Origin of the sequence: Streptomyces sp. NBC_01176, from assembly GCF_045039825.1 — a bacterium.
Lineage (GTDB): Bacteria > Actinomycetota > Actinomycetes > Streptomycetales > Streptomycetaceae > Streptomyces.
In genome coordinates this window covers 2268806-2285131 of sequence record NZ_CP108600.1, presented here as the reverse complement: position 1 = coordinate 2285131, position 16326 = coordinate 2268806, and the positions used below count along the sequence as shown (strand labels likewise).

11 protein-coding genes are annotated in these 16326 nt (G+C 71.3%); 10 read left to right on the top strand and 1 reads right to left on the bottom strand.

What is annotated here, in order from left to right; all coding sequences use genetic code 11:
* The first annotated feature begins 121 nt into the window (after nt 1–121).
* The 8 genes from OG199_RS09635 (at nt 122) to OG199_RS09600 (ending at nt 12652) form a co-directional block, all read left to right on the top strand.
* Nucleotides 122–1699: a GMC oxidoreductase gene (locus OG199_RS09635; RefSeq protein WP_405829065.1), complete on the top strand. Its 1578-nt coding sequence runs from the start codon at nt 122–124 to the stop codon at nt 1697–1699.
* Nucleotides 1696–3114, top strand: coding sequence for a DUF2252 domain-containing protein (locus tag OG199_RS09630; protein WP_405829063.1), 1419 nt, complete (start codon nt 1696–1698; stop codon nt 3112–3114). The genes OG199_RS09635 and OG199_RS09630 overlap by 4 nt, the downstream gene beginning before the upstream one ends.
* Before the next feature lie 13 nt (nt 3115–3127).
* On the top strand, nt 3128–4951 hold the full coding sequence (locus OG199_RS09625) for a glycoside hydrolase family 15 protein (RefSeq protein WP_405829061.1): 1824 nt from the start codon (nt 3128–3130) through the stop codon (nt 4949–4951).
* 237 nt (nt 4952–5188) lie between these two features.
* Nucleotides 5189–5692 carry a hypothetical protein gene (locus OG199_RS09620; RefSeq protein ID WP_405829059.1) on the top strand — a complete coding sequence of 168 codons (504 nt, stop codon included), beginning with the start codon at nt 5189–5191 and terminating at the stop codon, nt 5690–5692.
* Nucleotides 5662–7080: a hypothetical protein gene (locus OG199_RS09615; RefSeq protein ID WP_401806004.1), complete on the top strand. Its 1419-nt coding sequence runs from the start codon at nt 5662–5664 to the stop codon at nt 7078–7080. The genes OG199_RS09620 and OG199_RS09615 overlap by 31 nt, the downstream gene beginning before the upstream one ends.
* A gap of 20 nt (nt 7081–7100) precedes the next feature.
* Nucleotides 7101–8627, top strand: coding sequence for a vWA domain-containing protein (locus OG199_RS09610; RefSeq protein WP_405829058.1), 1527 nt, complete (start codon nt 7101–7103; stop codon nt 8625–8627).
* Between the two features lie 111 nt (nt 8628–8738).
* Nucleotides 8739–9851, top strand: coding sequence for an AAA family ATPase (locus OG199_RS09605; RefSeq protein ID WP_405829056.1), 1113 nt, complete (start codon nt 8739–8741; stop codon nt 9849–9851).
* Complete coding sequence (locus OG199_RS09600; protein ID WP_405829054.1) at nt 9848–12652, top strand: hypothetical protein; 2805 nt, start codon at nt 9848–9850, stop codon at nt 12650–12652. Before OG199_RS09605 ends, OG199_RS09600 begins: the two co-directional genes overlap by 4 nt.
* Nucleotides 12653–13050: 398 nt before the next feature.
* Here the strand turns inward: OG199_RS09600 and OG199_RS09595 are convergent, their stop codons facing one another.
* Nucleotides 13051–14535, bottom strand: coding sequence for an MFS transporter (locus OG199_RS09595; RefSeq protein WP_405829052.1), 1485 nt, complete (start codon nt 14533–14535; stop codon nt 13051–13053).
* A gap of 218 nt (nt 14536–14753) precedes the next feature.
* On the opposite strand from OG199_RS09595, the gene OG199_RS09590 reads away from it, so the two are divergent.
* Nucleotides 14754–15248, top strand: coding sequence for a MarR family winged helix-turn-helix transcriptional regulator (locus tag OG199_RS09590; protein ID WP_401806009.1), 495 nt, complete (start codon nt 14754–14756; stop codon nt 15246–15248).
* Between the two features lie 245 nt (nt 15249–15493).
* The gene (locus OG199_RS09585; RefSeq protein WP_356805468.1) at nt 15494–16228 is read left to right on the top strand and encodes an SDR family oxidoreductase; all 735 of its coding nucleotides are present in this window, start codon (nt 15494–15496) and stop codon (nt 16226–16228) included.
* Nucleotides 16229–16326 lie beyond the last annotated feature (98 nt).

Genomic DNA, 16326 nt, shown 5'->3' with positions numbered 1-16326 from the left:
AGGTCGTCGCGGAATTCGTCGAGGAATTCGGCGGGGAGGTTTCGCGGAACGTGTCGGGTACTTCTTCCCCCTCTCGGGCCGCCCGGCAGGACCGGACCATGTTCCGAGGACGGTGGCCGGCATGACCGATAAACACTACGACGTCATTGTTGTCGGAACCGGCGCGGGCGGAGGCACCCTCGCCCACAGATTGGCGCCCACCGGGAAAAGCATCCTCCTTCTCGAAAGGGGCGGCTATCTTCCCCGGGAACGCGACAACTGGGATTCCACCGCGGTCTTCGTCAAAGGGAAATACCGGGCTCCGGAGTTCTGGTTCGACAAACACGGGGCCCCGTTCCCGCCCGAGGTCAACTACTACGTGGGCGGCAACACCAAGTTCTACGGCGCCGCCCTCTTCCGGCTGCGCCCCGAGGACTTCGGTGAACTCCGCCACCACGACGGGGTCTCGCCCGCCTGGCCGCTGCGCTACGACGAACTGGAGCCGTACTACACCCAGGCCGAACACCTCTATCGCGTGCACGGCCGGCACGGCGAGGATCCCACCGAGGGCCCGGCCAGCGCCCCGTACGCGTACCCGCCCGTCCGGCACGAGCCGCGGATCCAGCAGCTCAGCGACGACCTGAAGAAGCAGGGACTGCACCCCTTCCACCTCCCCATCGGGGTCGACCTCACCCAGGACGAGCGGGGCGGGGCCGCGCACGGCAGCCCCTGCATCCGCTGCGACCGGGTCGACGGCTTTCCCTGCCTGCTCGGCGCGAAGTCCGACGCGCAGGTCATCTGCGTCGACCCCGCCCTCGCCCACGCCAACGTCGAGATGCTCACCCACGCGGACGTGCGGCGCCTCGAGACCGACCCGGGCGGGCGGAGCGTCACCAAGGTCGTCGCGACGGTGGGCGACGGCTCCACGGTGGAGTTCGGCGTCGACATCGTGGTCGTCGCCTGCGGGGCCGTCAACTCGGCCGTCCTGCTGCTGCGTTCCGCCAACGACCGGCATCCGCGGGGACTCGCCAACAGCTCCGACGTGGTGGGCCGGCACTACATGCGCCACAACAACCTGGCCCTGATGGCCATTTCCAGGGAGCCCAACGACACCACGTTCCAGAAGACCCTGGCGCTGAACGACTGGTACCTGGGGTCCGACGACTGGGACCACCCCCTCGGCGGCATCCAGATGCTCGGCAAGTCCGACTCCGCGCAGATCCACGGCGAAGCGCCCGGTTGGGCCGGGGCCGTCGTTCCCGACCTGCCGTTCGAGGTGCTCGCCCATCACGCCGTCGACTTCTGGCTGTGCGGAGAGGACCTGCCCGTCGCCGGCAACCGCGTCACCCTGGACCGGGACGGCGGTATCCACCTCGCCCTCGACGAGACGAACAACATCGCCGGGCTCCAGCGGCTGCGGCACGAACTTCAGGGCATGCTCGGCCACTTGGGCATGTACGAACACCACCTGCTGTCACACAGCATCTACCTGCACAAGGGCATGCCCATCGGCGCCACCGCGCACCAGGCGGGCACGGTCCGCTTCGGCACCGACCCCCGCGCCTCGGCCCTCGACGTGCACTGCAAGGCCCACGACCTCGACAACCTCTACGTCGTCGACACGAGCTTCTTCCCGAGCATCGGAGCGGTCAATCCCTCACTGACGGCCATCGCCAACGCCCTGCGCGTCGGCGACCACATCGCGGAGCGACTGCGGTGAACTCCCGTCCCACGGCCGACAGCGGCACCCGGCACCGCACACCGCAGGAACGCGCGGCACTCGGCAAGGACGCCCGTTCCCGTGTACCCCGCTCCAGCCACGCGGAGTTCGCGCCCACGCCGAAGCGGCCCGACCCGGTGGACGTCATCGAGGCGCAGTCGGCGACGAGGGTGCCCGAGCTCGTACCGATCCGCTACGGCAGGATGACCGAGTCGCCGTTCCGCTTCTACCGGGGAGCGGCCGCCGTCATGGCCGGGGATCTCGCGGACACCCCGCGGACCGGCATCAGGACACAACTCTGCGGCGACGCGCACCTGCTGAACTTCCGGCTGCTGGCCTCGCCCGAACGACGCCTGATGTTCGACATCAACGACTTCGACGAGACACTGCCCGGCCCCTGGGAATGGGACGTCAAACGGCTGTCCGCCAGCTTCGCCGTGGTGGGCCGGGCCAACGGCTTCAGCACCAAGGAGAGGGCCGGCATCGTACGGTCGACGGTGCGGTCCTACCGCGAGTGGATGCGGCACTTCGCCGAGATGGGCAATCTCCCCGTCTGGTACGCCCAGTTCGACGAGAACTGGGTGTGGACGCACTTCATCCAGGACGTGGACGCACGGGCCCGCGACCGCTGGGCGCAGTCGGTGACGAAGGCGCGCACCCGCGACAGCCTCCAGGCCTTCGGCAAACTCACCCACCTCGTCGACGGGAAGACCCGCATCGCCGCGGGCCCACCGCTGATCACGCCGTTCGAGGACCTGCTCGCGGACGTGGAACGAGGCGCGCTGGAGAAGCAGATCCGCCGGATGATCGAACGGTACGGCCGGAGCCTCCAGGCGGACCGGCGGTTCCTGTTGGAGCAGTACCGCCTCGTCGACATGGCCCGCAAGGTGGTGGGGGTCGGCAGCGTGGGCACCCGTTGCTGGATCGTGCTCCTGCTCGGCCGCGACGACAAGGATCCGCTGCTCCTGCAGGCCAAGGAGGCGGGCGAGTCCGTCCTCGCCCCCTTCGTCGGCGCGGGCCGCCACCGGGCGCAGGGCGAGCGCGTGGTCTCCGGCCAGCGGCTGATGCAGGCCACCAGTGACATCTTCCTCGGCTGGGAACGGGCCGAAGGCGTCGACGGCCGCCGACGGGACTTCTACATACGGCAGTTGCGTGACTGGAAGGGCATCGCCGAGCCCGGGACGATGGTGCCGGCCGGGATGCGCGCCTTCGGCGAACTATGCGGTGCCACGCTGGCCCGCGCGCACGCGAGGTCGGGCGACCGGATCGCCATCGCCGCGTATCTGGGCGCGGGCGACGTCTTCGACCGGGCGCTGGTGACGTTCGCCGAGCGCTACGCCGACCAGAACGAGAGGGACCACCAGGCACTCGTGGACGCCGTCCGTACGGGGCGGGTGACGGCCGAAGCGGCCTGAGAAGGAGACCACCATGGATCGCTACCCGCCCATCGCCGACCACGGGCTCATCGGAGATCTCCAGACCGCGGCGCTGGTGTCCTCCCACGGCGTGATCGACTGGTTCGCGGCGCCGCGTTTCGACTCGCCCAGCGTCTTCGCGGCCCTGCTCGACCACGACGACGGCGGTCACTTCCTGCTCGCGCCCGAGAGCCCCGAGGGGACCTGGAAGCAGCTCTACTACCCGGACACCGCCGTGGTGGTGACCCGTTTCATGTCACCCGACGGAGTCGGCGAGATCATCGACCACATGCCGGTCCAGCCGGGCCCGACGCCCAGCGACCGGCACAGTATCGTCCGGGTCGTCCGCGCGGTGCGCGGCACCGTGCGCTTCATCCTCGAATGCCGGCCGCGGTTCGACTACGCGCGGCTCCACCACGAACTCGACCTGACCGCGGACAAGGCGACGTTCCGTGCCCCGGGCGTGACCGCCCACCTGCAGGCCACCATGCCGCTCGAACGGGACGAGCACGACGTCCGGGGCGGCGTCACCCTCAGCGACGGGGAGACGGCGGCCGTGGTGTTCAGCATGTGCGCGCCGGGCGGTGAGGCGCCGCCGCCCCCGACCGACGAGGGGATCACCGAAGAGCTGTGGGAGAACGTCGACTTCTGGCAGAAGTGGGTGCGCACCTCGCGCTACCGCGGCCGCTGGACGGAGATGGTGCACCGCTCCGCGATCACCCTCAAGCTCCTCACGTACGCCCCCACGGGCGCGCCGGTCGCCGCCGCCACCATGGGACTTCCCGAACAGGTCGGCGGGGAGCGCAACTGGGACTACCGGTACACCTGGGTGCGGGACGGCTCCCTGTCGGTGCGGGCGCTGCTCGACCTCGGCTTCGTGGAGGAGGCGACCCGGTTCACCCGCTGGCTCGGCGACCGCCTGGAGGCCTGGGAAGGCCCGGACGACGAACCCCTCCAGATCATGTACCGGGTCGACGGCGACCCCCGTCTGACGGAGGAGATCCTCGGGCACTTCGAGGGCTACCGTGGCTCCTACCCGGTGCGGGCCGGCAACGCCGCCGCCGGCCAACTGCAGCTCGACATCTACGGCGAGGCCCTGTACGCGCTGGCCGAGAGCCGCTCGGTGGGTGAACAGGCCGGCTACCACGGGTGGAAGGGCCTGGCCCGCACCCTGGACTGGCTGGCCGACTCCTGGGACCGGCCCGACGAGGGCATCTGGGAGACCCGCGGCGGACGCAAGGACTTCACCTACAGCCGGGTGATGTGCTGGGCCGCCTTCGACCGCGGTCTGAAGCTGGCGGCCGATTTCAGCAGGCCGGCCGACACCGTCCGCTGGACCCGGGCCCGGGACGAGATCCTCGAACAGGTCATGGAGCGCGGCTGGAACGACAGGGAACAGGCCTTGGTCCAGCACTACGGCGCCGATGTCCTGGACGCCTCACTGCTGCTCGCCCCCCGCGTCGGGTTCCTGGCCCCCCGCAGCCCCGCCTGGCTCAACACGCTCGACGCCATGGACCGCGTCCTCGTCTCCGACAGCCTCGTCTACCGCTACGACCCCGAGGCATCGCCCGACGGACTGCGCGGCTGCGAGGGGACGTTCAGCCTGTGCACGTTCCTGTACGTCGACGCCCTCGCCCGCGCGGGACGCCTCTCCCAGGCCCGCTACGCCTTCGAGAAGATGCAGACGTACGCGAACCATGTCGGCCTGTTCGCCGAGGAGATCGGCCCCAGCGGCGAGCAACTCGGCAACTTCCCGCAGGCCTTCACCCATCTCTCGCTCATCATGGCCGCGACGACGCTGGACGAGGCGCTCGACGCCCTCCACCCCCGCCGCTGAAGGGCGCGGACAGGCCGCGGACACGCCGCGGGCCTCGGCGAGCGCGGCGTCGCCCCGCGGGCCCCACGATGCCGCTCCGAGCCCCGCCGCACCTCCCCGGAATCCCTCCGGGCGGGCGCGTGGGCCGGGGCCGCGGCGACGCCGTCGTGACCGGCGTTGTCAGTGGTCGCCAGTAGGTTCGTTCGTGTCCCCGCCGTTGTGGCGCGGACGTTCCCCTGGCGCAGAGGAGAGGGTGCGTTGTCGGACTGGGAGAGGTCGAGCACGGCCCGGGTGACAGCACCCGCGCGGCCGCGCAAGCTCGCCAAGGTTCCGTTCGTAGAGCTGGCCGACGGACGCCTGCAGGGCGTGGTGTCCAGCGGCTCCGACATCGAGCGGGTCTATGTCTCGTCGGTCGCGGCGGGCACGTACGTGTTCGCGTGCAGCACCAACAACAACCGGCCCTGCGGCGGGGCGCGCGGCGGGTTCTGCAACCACATCAAGGCCCTGATCGACGAAGCGGTGCTGCAGTACGGCCCCGAGCGCGTCGCCCGCTACCTGAGAGCCGAGAGCACGGACGGGGAACCGAGCGCGCAGACCATCGCCGACGGCATGAGCGCCACCCGTCCCTCGCAGGGGGACACCAAGGCCGCCGCGCCCGTCTTCAGCCGGTTCCTGCGTCACCTGGCGTATCTGGAACTCGCCCCGACCACAGCGCCGTTGCCCGAGATGCAGTGGTTCCCGCCGACCAGGGCGGTGGCGTGATGCGCGCCGACCTGCTCGCCGAACCCGTCGCCGGGCTCGACGAGGTCCTGACGGCGGTCGACGCCTTCGACCGGGCGCTCGTCGGCGGCCTGCTGCGGCCCCAGCCCACCCAGGCCGCGGGCCTGACGGGGCTCGCGGACGCCGTCGCGGGAACACCGCTGGCCACCCGGGTCGCCGAGGCGGCCGGGAAGGCGGCGGCCGGAGCCGCGAGCGAGGACGACTTCGTCGCCCTGGCCGCCGCCCGCGCCGCCCTGCTCGGCTCCGTCCACGACGCCCTCGTGAGCCGTCTCGACGAGGCGACCGGCCGCGACCGCGCCCGGGAGACGGCCCCGCCGGCCGCCGACCGGCAGCCCGCGAACCTGCTCGCCGCCGCCCGCTCCTGGCTGTCCGACCTGGCGCGCTGCGGGTGGCAGGGCATCGACCACGAGGTGGTGTCCGGCGCGTCGCCCGTCGTGTCCGCGATGCTTCCGGACCCGGCGCTGCGCCGCCAGGCGACGCTCCTCGACGGCTTCGCCGCCGAACTGGCCGCGTCCTGCCCGGGCGCGTCCCTGGACCGTGTCCCGGTACGACGCTGGGGCGACCTGTGGTCACGCGCGCTGCTGCTGACGGTGCCCGGCGCCGCGGAGGCACCTCCGACCGGCACGGCCACCGGCCGCCTGCTGCCCCTCGGCGTCGACGTGCAGGAACACGCGACCGCCGTGCAGGCCCAGGTGCACGCGGTGTTCGAGGCCGCGGACGGCACCGCGCCCCGGCTGGTCCGGGCCGCCGTGTCGGTGCCGAAACCGGACACGGTCGTCGGAGCGGGCCTGTGGCAGCTGCTGCGCCCGCACATGTCGCTGCTGGCGGCCGTCAGCGAGGGCCGCGCGGTGGACCTCGTCGACATGCCGGTGACCGCCGAGGGCGACCTGCTCTGGAGCGACGCGCAGGCACGTGCGGGTGAGCCCGCCGACGCGTTCGCCACCGCCCGTGTCGTCCTGCCCACCGCGACCGACGCGGCGACCGCACCCCTGGACCGGCATCCGGCGCGTATCGCCGTGCCCGTGTTCCTGGAGGGCTATACGGTGCGGAAGGCCGACGACGCGCTGACGTTCACCGTCGCCGGACACACCCTCGCCGTCGACACCGACCGCGTACCTGCCGCCGGGCCGCTCACGCCCGAGGCCGTGGCGGCGTCCGGGGCGTGCATCGGACTGCTGCGCTGGGACGCCGGGACGTTCGGTGTCCAGCCGCTGGCCGTCGAGACGACCGTACGGAAGAAGGCCGTCGCGATCCACGCCGGGGGATGGGCCGGTGGCACCACCGACAAGGCCGGCGTCCGGGCCGAGAAGGCCGCCACCGACGCCGTGGCCGTGCTGCGGGAACGTGCGGGAAGGCTGCTGCGGAAGTGACCGAGCACATCACCGGGCACATGCCTGACCGGACGGCCGGGGACACGACCGATCAGTGGGCCGACCGGGCGGCCGGACCAGAGATCACGGACGGCACCGCACCCGGAGCGGCCCCCCACGACAACCGCCGTCAGGCCTTGTACTGGCGGCTCCTCGCGAGGCTCTTCGACCACGAGGAGCAGGCCGCGCTCGAATCGGCGAGCCTCGCCGTCGTCGAGGACATCGGTCTGCCGTCCGCGCTGCTCGACCCGCAGGCCTCCGTCGACTCGATCGTGCAGCGACACCCGGAACTGGCCGCCGAGTTCGACGGTCTGATGACACCCGGCTCCGGATCCGGGCCGGATTCCGAGTCCGGTGCGGACGGCGAGGGCGACGGTGACGGCGACCGCGACCGGGCCGCCGAAGTACGCCGCGCCGCGCTGGTGTCGAAGGTGCTCCTGAACGTCTTCGCCTCGGGTTCCGGCACGGTCACGGCAGGGCAGTTGGCGCGCTGGCAGTCCGACGCCGGCTGGCTGGAGCGCGCGCTCGGCTGCAGGCCGGGCGACCTGCGCGGCGGACGCGCGGCCGGCGGTGCCGGCCCGGCCGCCGCCGGACCCGGGGCCGGCCCGACCGGCACCGGCGGCCACGGTACGACGCCCGACCTCAGCCGGCTGATCCCGGCGATCGGCCCGGAACTGGGCGCCATCGAGGCCGACCTCGTCAAGCGGATGCAACTGCGCGAGGTACTGGCCGACCCCGAGCTCGCCGCGCAGCTGACCCCGAGCATGTCCCTGATCGAGCAGCTGCTGCGGGACAAGAACAACCTCTCGGGCGTGGCCCTGGCCAACGCCAAGGCCCTGATCCGCCGATTCGTCGACGAGGTCGCCCGAGTACTGCGCACCCAGGTCGAGAAGACCTCGGTCGGCGCCCTGGACCGCTCCGTCCCGCCCAAGCGGGTGTTCCGCAACCTCGACCTCGACCGCACGATCTGGAAGAACCTCACCAACTGGAGCCCGGAGGAGGAGCGGTTGTACGTCGACCGCCTCTACTACCGGCACACCGCCCGCAGGACGACGCCCCAACGGCTGATCGTCGTCGTGGACCAGTCGGGTTCGATGGTCGACTCGATGGTGAACTGCACCATCCTGGCGTCGATCTTCGCCGGGCTGCCGAAGGCCGACGTCCACCTGATCGCGTACGACACCCAGGCGCTCGACCTCACGCCGTGGGTGCACGACCCCTTCGAGACCCTGCTGCGCACCAACCTCGGGGGCGGCACCGACGGCACGGTCGCCATGGCACTGGCGCAGCCGAAGATCGCCGAGCCGCGCAACACCGTCGTGGTGTGGATCTCCGACTTCTACGAATGGCGGACCGAGCAGCTGTTCGCGAGCATGGCCGCCCTGCACCGCTCGGGCACCAAGTTCATCCCGGTCGGGTCCGTGACCAGCTCCGGGCGCGGCAGCGTCAACCCATGGTTCCGGGAGCGCTTCAAGGACCTCGGCACACCGGTGCTCTCCGGCCACATCCGCAAGCTCGTCCACGAACTCAAGACGTTCCTCGCCTAGGGGTCTGACATTTCCGTCGTCCGCCCTCCGGGCGACGACGGAAGGATCAGGCAAGCCCCGGTGCCGCGTCACCGGCCACCTGCCCAGCAGAAACCTGAGAAAGGCCCTCACATGTCCGACCTGTTGCGCGCCCCCGCCGAGATCAAGTACGCCGAGGAACTCGACTGGCTGGAGTCCGTCGACGACAACCCCAAGCCCTTCTCCTGGCGGCTGTCCCCGAAGATGGTCCGCCTGTTCGTCCTGGGCTCCGAGCGATCCGACGGCCTGGACCGGGAGATCGCCCCGAAGTGGTTCGGCGACCGCAGTTTCGTCGAGCGCTCGATCGTCACGCTGGCCTCCGACCGCGGACTGCTGATCATCGGCGACCCCGGCACCGGCAAGAGCTGGCTGGCGGAGCTGCTGTCCGCCGCGATATGCCGCAGCTCCACACTGGTCGTCCAGGGAACGGCCGGCACCACCGAGGACCACATCAAGTACTCCTGGAACGTGTCCATGGTCATCGCCAAGGGCCAGTCACGGGAGTCGATGATCCCCTCGCCGATCATGACCGCGATGGAGACCGGCGCGATCGGACGGTTCGAGGAACTCACCCGCTCCACCAGCGACGTCCAGGACGCGTTGATCTCCATCCTGTCCGAGAAGTACATCTCGGTTCCCGAACTCGACAGCGACAGCATCGTCTTCGCCAAGCCCGGCTTCTCCATCATCGCCACCGCCAACAGCCGTGACCGGGGCGTCAACGACCTGTCCTCGGCCCTCAAGCGCCGCTTCAACTTCGTCCGCATCTCGGTGGTCACCAACAAGAAGAGCGAGGCGGAGATCGTGCGCTTCCGCACCGAGGAGCTGCTGCGCCGCCACCGTATCGAACTGGACGTGCCGCCCACGCTGCTCGACGTGCTGCTGCAGAGCTTCGCCGACCTGCGCGCCTCGGCGGCCGCGGCCGGCAGCGACGACGAGAAACTGGAGTCCGCGCTGTCCACCGCCGAACAGATCGGCGTGCTCGAGGACGCCATCCTGCACGGCAACTTCTTCGGGGAACGCTCCCTGACCGCCCACACACTGGCCTCCTCGCTCGTCGGGTCACTGGCCCGGCGCGAACCCGAGGACCTGGCCATCCTCAACAAGTACCTGCACGGCGTCGTGGAGCCGCGCAGCAGGGAAGAGGGCGGATCCTGGCCGGAGTTCCTGGAGGGCGGCCGCGAAGCGATCGCCACCCTGTCGTGACCGGCACGACCGAGGGAACCTTCGCCTCCCTGCGCACGCAGTTGCAGGAAGCCGCCACGACGTTCGCCGGCGGCCCCGACGCCCTGGAGGGCATCCTCCTCGGCCTCGTCGACGACGTCGACCGCGCGGTGCGCGAACCACTGGAGATCTTCCCCGTCTGCCACCACTCGCCGGCCTCGGCGATCGCGATGGCACGCCGGCTCCGGGAGAAGCAGCCGAAGGTCGTGTACCTGGAGCTGTGCGAGGACATGGCACCGCTGCTGACCGAACTGCGCAACTGCCGGCTCCCCGTGGCGGTCCAGGCGTTCGCGACCGAGGTCGACGGCTTCCCGGCCGAGTGGTCCCCGCTGTCGGTGGTCGCGCCGATCACCGAGGCCTCCGCCGAGTACCAGGCCATCGCCTACGCCCTGGACACTCCGGGCGTCGAACTGGTCCTCGTCGACCGTTCCTCGGACCACGTATTCCAGTGGGACGAGCGCGGGACGCAGGACACGGAGCCGGCCGATCCGGACGCGCCGCCCGCCGAGGAGGAGGCCGTGCTGCACGGCGACGCCGTCGGCGTGGAGTTGGGGGACCTGCGCCCGCGCTTCGCCGAACTGGAGGAACACCTGCTGCGCCACGGCAGGGTGCGGCACTGGTCCGAGTGGTGGCACCAGTACGTCGAACTGCCGCTCGGCGACAGCGACCATGACACCTACCGTCAGGTCATGCTCCTGATCGGCAGCCTCTTCCGGCGGCTCGCCCCGGGTGACTCCCACCGGGTCCGGGTGGACGAGGACCGCGAGCGCCACATGTGGAAGCGGATGCGCGAACACCTCGCCGCGACCGGCGCCGACCCTGCGGACTGCCTCTACGTCTGCGGCGCCTTCCACGCGGCCAGCCGGGTCGAGGAGTTCGGGATCCACGGCACCGACACCTTCGAGATCGGCCCGCGCACCGCCACCAAGTGGCAGCACGGCCTGATCCCGTCCAGTCACGCGGCGATCGAGGCACAGTTCGGCCTCGCCGCCGGCTCGGTGTCGATCGCGGCGACACTCTGGGCGAAGAACGTCAGACGCACCCGCGTGGCGCCGTACCGGCTGGCCGGACAGACCGGCGCCGGCACACCGCGGGCCAGGAAGACCGCGGCGACGACGGCTCCCGTACCGGCGCTCCCGCCTGCGGACAGGCTGACCGGCTTCCTGCGCCGGCCACCCGTCCTGGACCCACTGGACGAGGCCGAGCTGCTCGGCTGGTCGGTGGAGGTCGTGCGCGCCGCGCGCCGCAACGGCTACCTCGCCTCCACCGCCGACGCCATCGCCGTGTTCGAGACGTCGATCCTGCTGGCCGGGATGCGCGACCGTGCCAAGCCGACGCCGTACGACTTCCAGGACGCGGCCGTCACCTGCATCGAGAAGGACACCGTGCCCGGCCGCCGGGACGTCCGCCGCATCGTGGCGATCATGATGGGCGGCGACCGGGTCGGCCAGGTCGGCTACGACGCGCTGCCGCCGCTGGCCCGCGACGTGCACGACCGGCTCGCGCCCCTGAACCTGAGGCTCCAGCAGCGCGGTGTGCAGCGGGCGTTGCTGGACATGACGGGCCGGCCGGAACTGGAGCGGTGCTCCGACGTGCTGTGGATGCTGCGCCGACTGCTGCCGCAGGGAGCCGCCCGCCCGATCATGGGCGAGCGGAATCTGGGGGAGCGGTCGATCCAGGAGTCGTGGGACCTGGCACTGGGCACCCACCAGCGGGCGCTCATCGAGCTCGGCTACGAGGGCGTCAGTATCGAGCAGGTCCTCGAACAGCGGCTGCGCCGCACGGCGTACGCTCCGCAGGCCACCGCGGCCACCGTCCTGGAGACCGTCGAGGACGCGACGCTGTATCTGCGCGGCCGCCGCCTCCCCGACGAACTGGGCACCCGCGCCCTCGAGGTGCTCTCGGCCGAACGCAACGTGGACGGCGCGCCGGAGGTGCTGCGCCGGGTGCGGCGGCTGCTCGCGTACTACCGCACCTGCGAGCCCGTGCTGCCGCCGTGGATCGAGTCGTTCGTCAAGGCCGGATACGCGCACTACTGCACGCTGCTGCCGACGGCGTTCACCGACGAGGACGCCACCGTGCGTCAGGTGGCGGCGATGCTGGGCTTCCTGTTCAGCATGGAGAGCCTGGCGCTGTCGCTGGGCTGCGACCGGACCCAGCTGGAACTGGCGGTCGCCCAGTCGCACCCGCGGGATCCGTCGAGGACAGCGCTGCTGTGGGCGGCTCGGACGCAGCTCGGGCACCTCTCGCGGGCGGACCTGCGCGCGAAGTGCGACGAACTGCTGGGCAACCCCTTGGTGGTGCCCGCCTATCCGCGCTACCTCAGCGGCTTCGTGCACGCCCTGGAGCCCGTCCCGGGCCTCACCGACTTCGTCGTGGAGGCGGTGTCGAACGCGTTCGGCCGGTTGCCGGACCCGGTGCTCCTGCCGTGGCTGCCGACCCTGATCACCACCCTGCGCTCGGGAGGCGCCGAACTGGCGCCGTTGCTGATCCGCGAGGCCGGGCGGATCTTCCCCGGGCGGCTCGCCGCCCTGGACGAGTGGGTGCCGCCGTGGCGGGCGCGGCCGGAGCCCATGGCCGCGCGTACGGCGCGGCGCGCGGCCGCCGGCGGGGACGGACACGCCCTGCTCGCCGCCCACCCCGCGACCTGTGACGCGGTGGCGACCCTGCTGGGCTGCGAGGGGACATGGCGGACGGCGGTCCCCGGCGCCTCGGACGCCGCACTGGTGACGCGCCATCCGGACACGGCGGTGGCGCTGGAGGAGTTGCTGACGGGCGGCTGACGGCGGCAGGCAGTGCAATCGGCGAACCCGTCGCCGGCACCCGCCACCGGCACCCGTCACCGGCACCCGTCACCGGCACCCGTCACCGGCGGGTGCCGGTGACACGGCTGCCGGGACGGGGCTCGTCGCAGGGGCGGGTCCCGTGTGAGCTGCCCCGGTACCGGGGCAGCGGATCGCGGGGTGAGCGGGACAGCGCGCCGAACCCCCCTGGGTTGCCCGGCCGTCGATGTGCTGACGCCCTGCGCCGCCGGGAACCGGACGGCGCCCATGGGAACCGGCGCCTGCCCGGGCGGACGCGCTGTTTCCCGGGCTTCTCGGTCCGGCGCGGAGCCACCGAGCCGGCCGGCACAGGAAATGACGTGTCGGGATGGGGCGTTGCGCCGGGGCGGGTGGGTTTCCTATCTCGCCAGGTCGGCTTCGCGTGCCTCCTGGGCATGGGGGGCGGAGGCGGCGACGAGCCGGCCTGCCTGCACGTGCGGGCGCAGAGTGCGAAGCAGGACGGGCACGGTGGCCAGTGCGAGGGCGGCTCCGATCCAGATCACCACGTGCAGGGCACCGGTGAAGGCTTCGGAGGCGGCCGGGAGCGTGGTGCGGACGCCGCCGTTGAGGTCCTCGGTGACCTTGTCCGGGCTGGCCACCTTGCCGGCCAGGCGGGCGGCCGTGATGCTGATCAGCAGGGATCCGCCGATCGCGGCGGCCGCGGTGTCCGCGGTGAGCCGGAAGGCGTTGAACATGCCGGCGGCCATGCCGGCCCGGTCGAGTTCGACGCTGGAGACGGCGGCGCCGTCCAGTACGGCAAGGGTGACGCCGTACCCGAAACCGGCGAGCAGCAGGGGCCCGGCGAGAGTGCCGAGGCCGACACCGGGGCCGATCACCGACAGCCATGCCATGCCGGCGGCGACCAGGGTCATCGCTCCGGCGAGCTGGGTGCGCAGTGGCATCAGGCGGCTCATGTGCGTGGCGAAGAGCGGCATCAGCAGCATGGGGGTGGTGAACAGGACCAGGATTCCGCCGGAGTGCAGGGCGCTGTAGCCCTCGACGGCGCTGAAATAGGTGGGCAGGAGCACCAGCAGCGGCAGCAGGCTGAAGGCCAGGGCCATGGCGGTGGCGCTGATCCCCATGAAGCGGGAGTGGCGCAGCAGGGACAGGTCGAACATGGGTGCGCGCTGGTGTTTCTCCGCCACCCAGAACAGGGCCATCAGGGCGGCGAAGCCGGCGAAAGAGCCCAGTACGAGGGGGGAGGCCCAGCCGAAGGCGGGTCCCTCGACGAGGGCGAAGATGAACAGGAACAGGCCGGTGCTGAAGGTGAGGGTGCCCGGCCAGTCCAGGCGCTGCGCGGAGGGGTTGCGTGATTCGCTCAGCAGCGGGGAGAGGGCGGCGACGAGCAGCCCCACGGCGGCCGGGACGGCGAACACGCCGCGCCAGCCCAGGGCGGAGACCATGACGCCCGAGATGAGCGGGCCGAAGGCGAGGCCCGCGCCGAGAGCGGTGCCGAAGAGGCCGAAGGCCCGGACGCGTGCGGGACCGTGGAAGCGCGCGGCGACCAGGGTGGAACCGGCCGTGAGCGCGGCGCTGGCCCCGATGCCGCCGACGGCGCGGGCGATGTCGAGGACGATGATCGAGGGCGCGAAGGTGGCGACGGCGGCGGCCACTCCGAACAGGGTGATGCCGAACCGGAAGATTCGCCGGCGCCCCACCCGGTCGGCGAGTGTGCCGAAGGCCAGCATCAGGGACGCGAACATCACGTTGTAACCGACCACCACCCATTGCAGCAACTGGGTGCTGGGGTGGAAGGCCTCGGCGACACCGGGGAGGGCGACGCCGGCTCCGGTGAGGGCGACGGGGATGTTGAAGACGGCGAGGGAGACCAGCAGCAGGGTCACCCAGGACGGCAGCTGCCTTCGTGAAGGCAGCTGGAGTGATGTTTGTGCATTCATAATTGAAGGACCCTACATCAGCCCTTGGTGTGAGGGAGGTGCTCCGGTGGGGGCACGCCCCAGTGGGTGCTTCCTGGATCTTTTAAGGGTCCTCCATTTATGAAGCGTTATGCTTCAGTGCAGGGAACGTCGAGAGCGGAACGTCGAGAGAGGCAGGTCGAGCGATGACGCGGAACCGGAACGGGTACGTGCCGGCCGACGCGCGGTCCGCGCCGGTCGCCCCCACGAGCACGCTCGGCTACCACATGAAGAGGGCCGAGCAGGCGATCGTGACCCGCAAGGCTCACGGCGTCCGCGATCTCGACATCACCGAGGCGCAGTGCAAGGTGCTCGGCTACCTCACCGGGGGTGTGGCGAAGTCGTGCACCCAGCTGTCCAAGGAGGCGCTGGTCACCTCGCAGACCATGACCGGCATCGTGAAGAACCTCGAGGCCAAGGGACTGGTCGAACGCCATGCGTCCCCCGACCACGGCAGGGTGATGCTGGTGTCCCTCACCCCCGCCGGCGAAGAGCGGGCCGCGGCGGCCAAGAGTTTCTCCCAGCGCGTCGAGCACGGACTGCGAGAAGCGATGACCGAGGAGGACTACACCCGGCTCGTCGGTCTGCTGGACCGCGTCGCCGCCCTGGCCCCGCAGGTGGACGCCAGGGCCGAGCGCTGAGCGACCCGCCTCGGCCGGTCCTCGCGCCTGGAATCGCCGTACGGCCCGCAGACGTCACCTCACCAGGACCTGTCGGTCCTCGCGGGAGAAGTCGCCGGGTGACCAGGGAATGCGGCGGGTGTGCGCATCGTTGCCATCACTGAAACAGGATCCTTCAACAATGAAGTGTCCTTGGTGGGCTCGGTGCATCACCTCGTGCGACCACCCCGGCCTGCCGCTCACCGCGACGCGAGAAGGAACACATCATGGGTATGTCGGGACTCACCGCCCTCGTCACAGGCGGCACCGCAGGTATCGGCCGGGCCGTCGCCGTGCAGCTGGCGCGGGAGGGCGCCGAAGTCATCGTCCACGGCCGCGACGCCGACCGGGGCGCCTCCGTGGTGGCGGAGATCGAAACCGCCGGCGGCAGCGCTCGTTTCGTCCGGGCCGACCTCGCCGACTCCGGCGACATCGAGCGCCTGGCCCGAGAAGCAGGCGACGTCGACGTTCTCATCAACAACGCGGGCATCTACAAGTTCCTGCCCACCTCCGACATGACCGAGGACCTCCTCGATCTGCACATGAGCCTCAACACCAAGGCTCCGTACCTGCTGGTCAAGGCGCTCGCACCCGGCATGGTCCGGCGCGGACGCGGGTCCATCGTCAACATCAGCACCCTGGCCGCCGCCGTTCCCACCAAGGGCACCGGCATGTACTCGGCGTCCAAGGCGGCGCTCGAACAGCTCACCCGGATCTGGGCGGCCGAGTACGCCGAACACGGAGTCCGCGTGAACACCGTCGCCCCCGGGCCGACCCGCACTCCCGGCACCGACGCCATGGACGCCGTCACGCTGAAGGCGGTCGCGGACACCACTGCCATGCGCCGTATCGCCGAACCCGAGGAAGTCGCCTCGGCCGTCACCTTCCTCGCCTCCCACCGTGCGAGCTACATCACCGGCACGGTCCTCGAGGTCGCCGGCGGCCGTCCTGCCATCGGCTGACCGATTCCGCCCCCCGGCCCGGGCGGCGTCCTTCCCCCGTGACGTCCGTCCGGGTCGGACCCCCGGCGCGACGTAGCCATCGCCCTCACGCAGGCCGC

Bases quoted from the DNA above. Each gene is read 5' to 3' on its own strand.
- OG199_RS09585 (WP_356805468.1), top strand. From the start codon at position 15,494: ATGGGTATGTCGGGACTCACCGCCCTCGTCACAGGCGGCACCGCAGGT.
- OG199_RS09635 (WP_405829065.1), top strand. From the start codon at position 122: ATGACCGATAAACACTACGACGTCATTGTTGTCGGAACCGGCGCGGGC.
- OG199_RS09610 (WP_405829058.1), top strand. From the start codon at position 7,101: ATGCCTGACCGGACGGCCGGGGACACGACCGATCAGTGGGCCGACCGG.
- OG199_RS09590 (WP_401806009.1), top strand. From the start codon at position 14,754: ATGACGCGGAACCGGAACGGGTACGTGCCGGCCGACGCGCGGTCCGCG.
- OG199_RS09625 (WP_405829061.1), top strand. From the start codon at position 3,128: ATGGATCGCTACCCGCCCATCGCCGACCACGGGCTCATCGGAGATCTC.
- OG199_RS09605 (WP_405829056.1), top strand. From the start codon at position 8,739: ATGTCCGACCTGTTGCGCGCCCCCGCCGAGATCAAGTACGCCGAGGAA.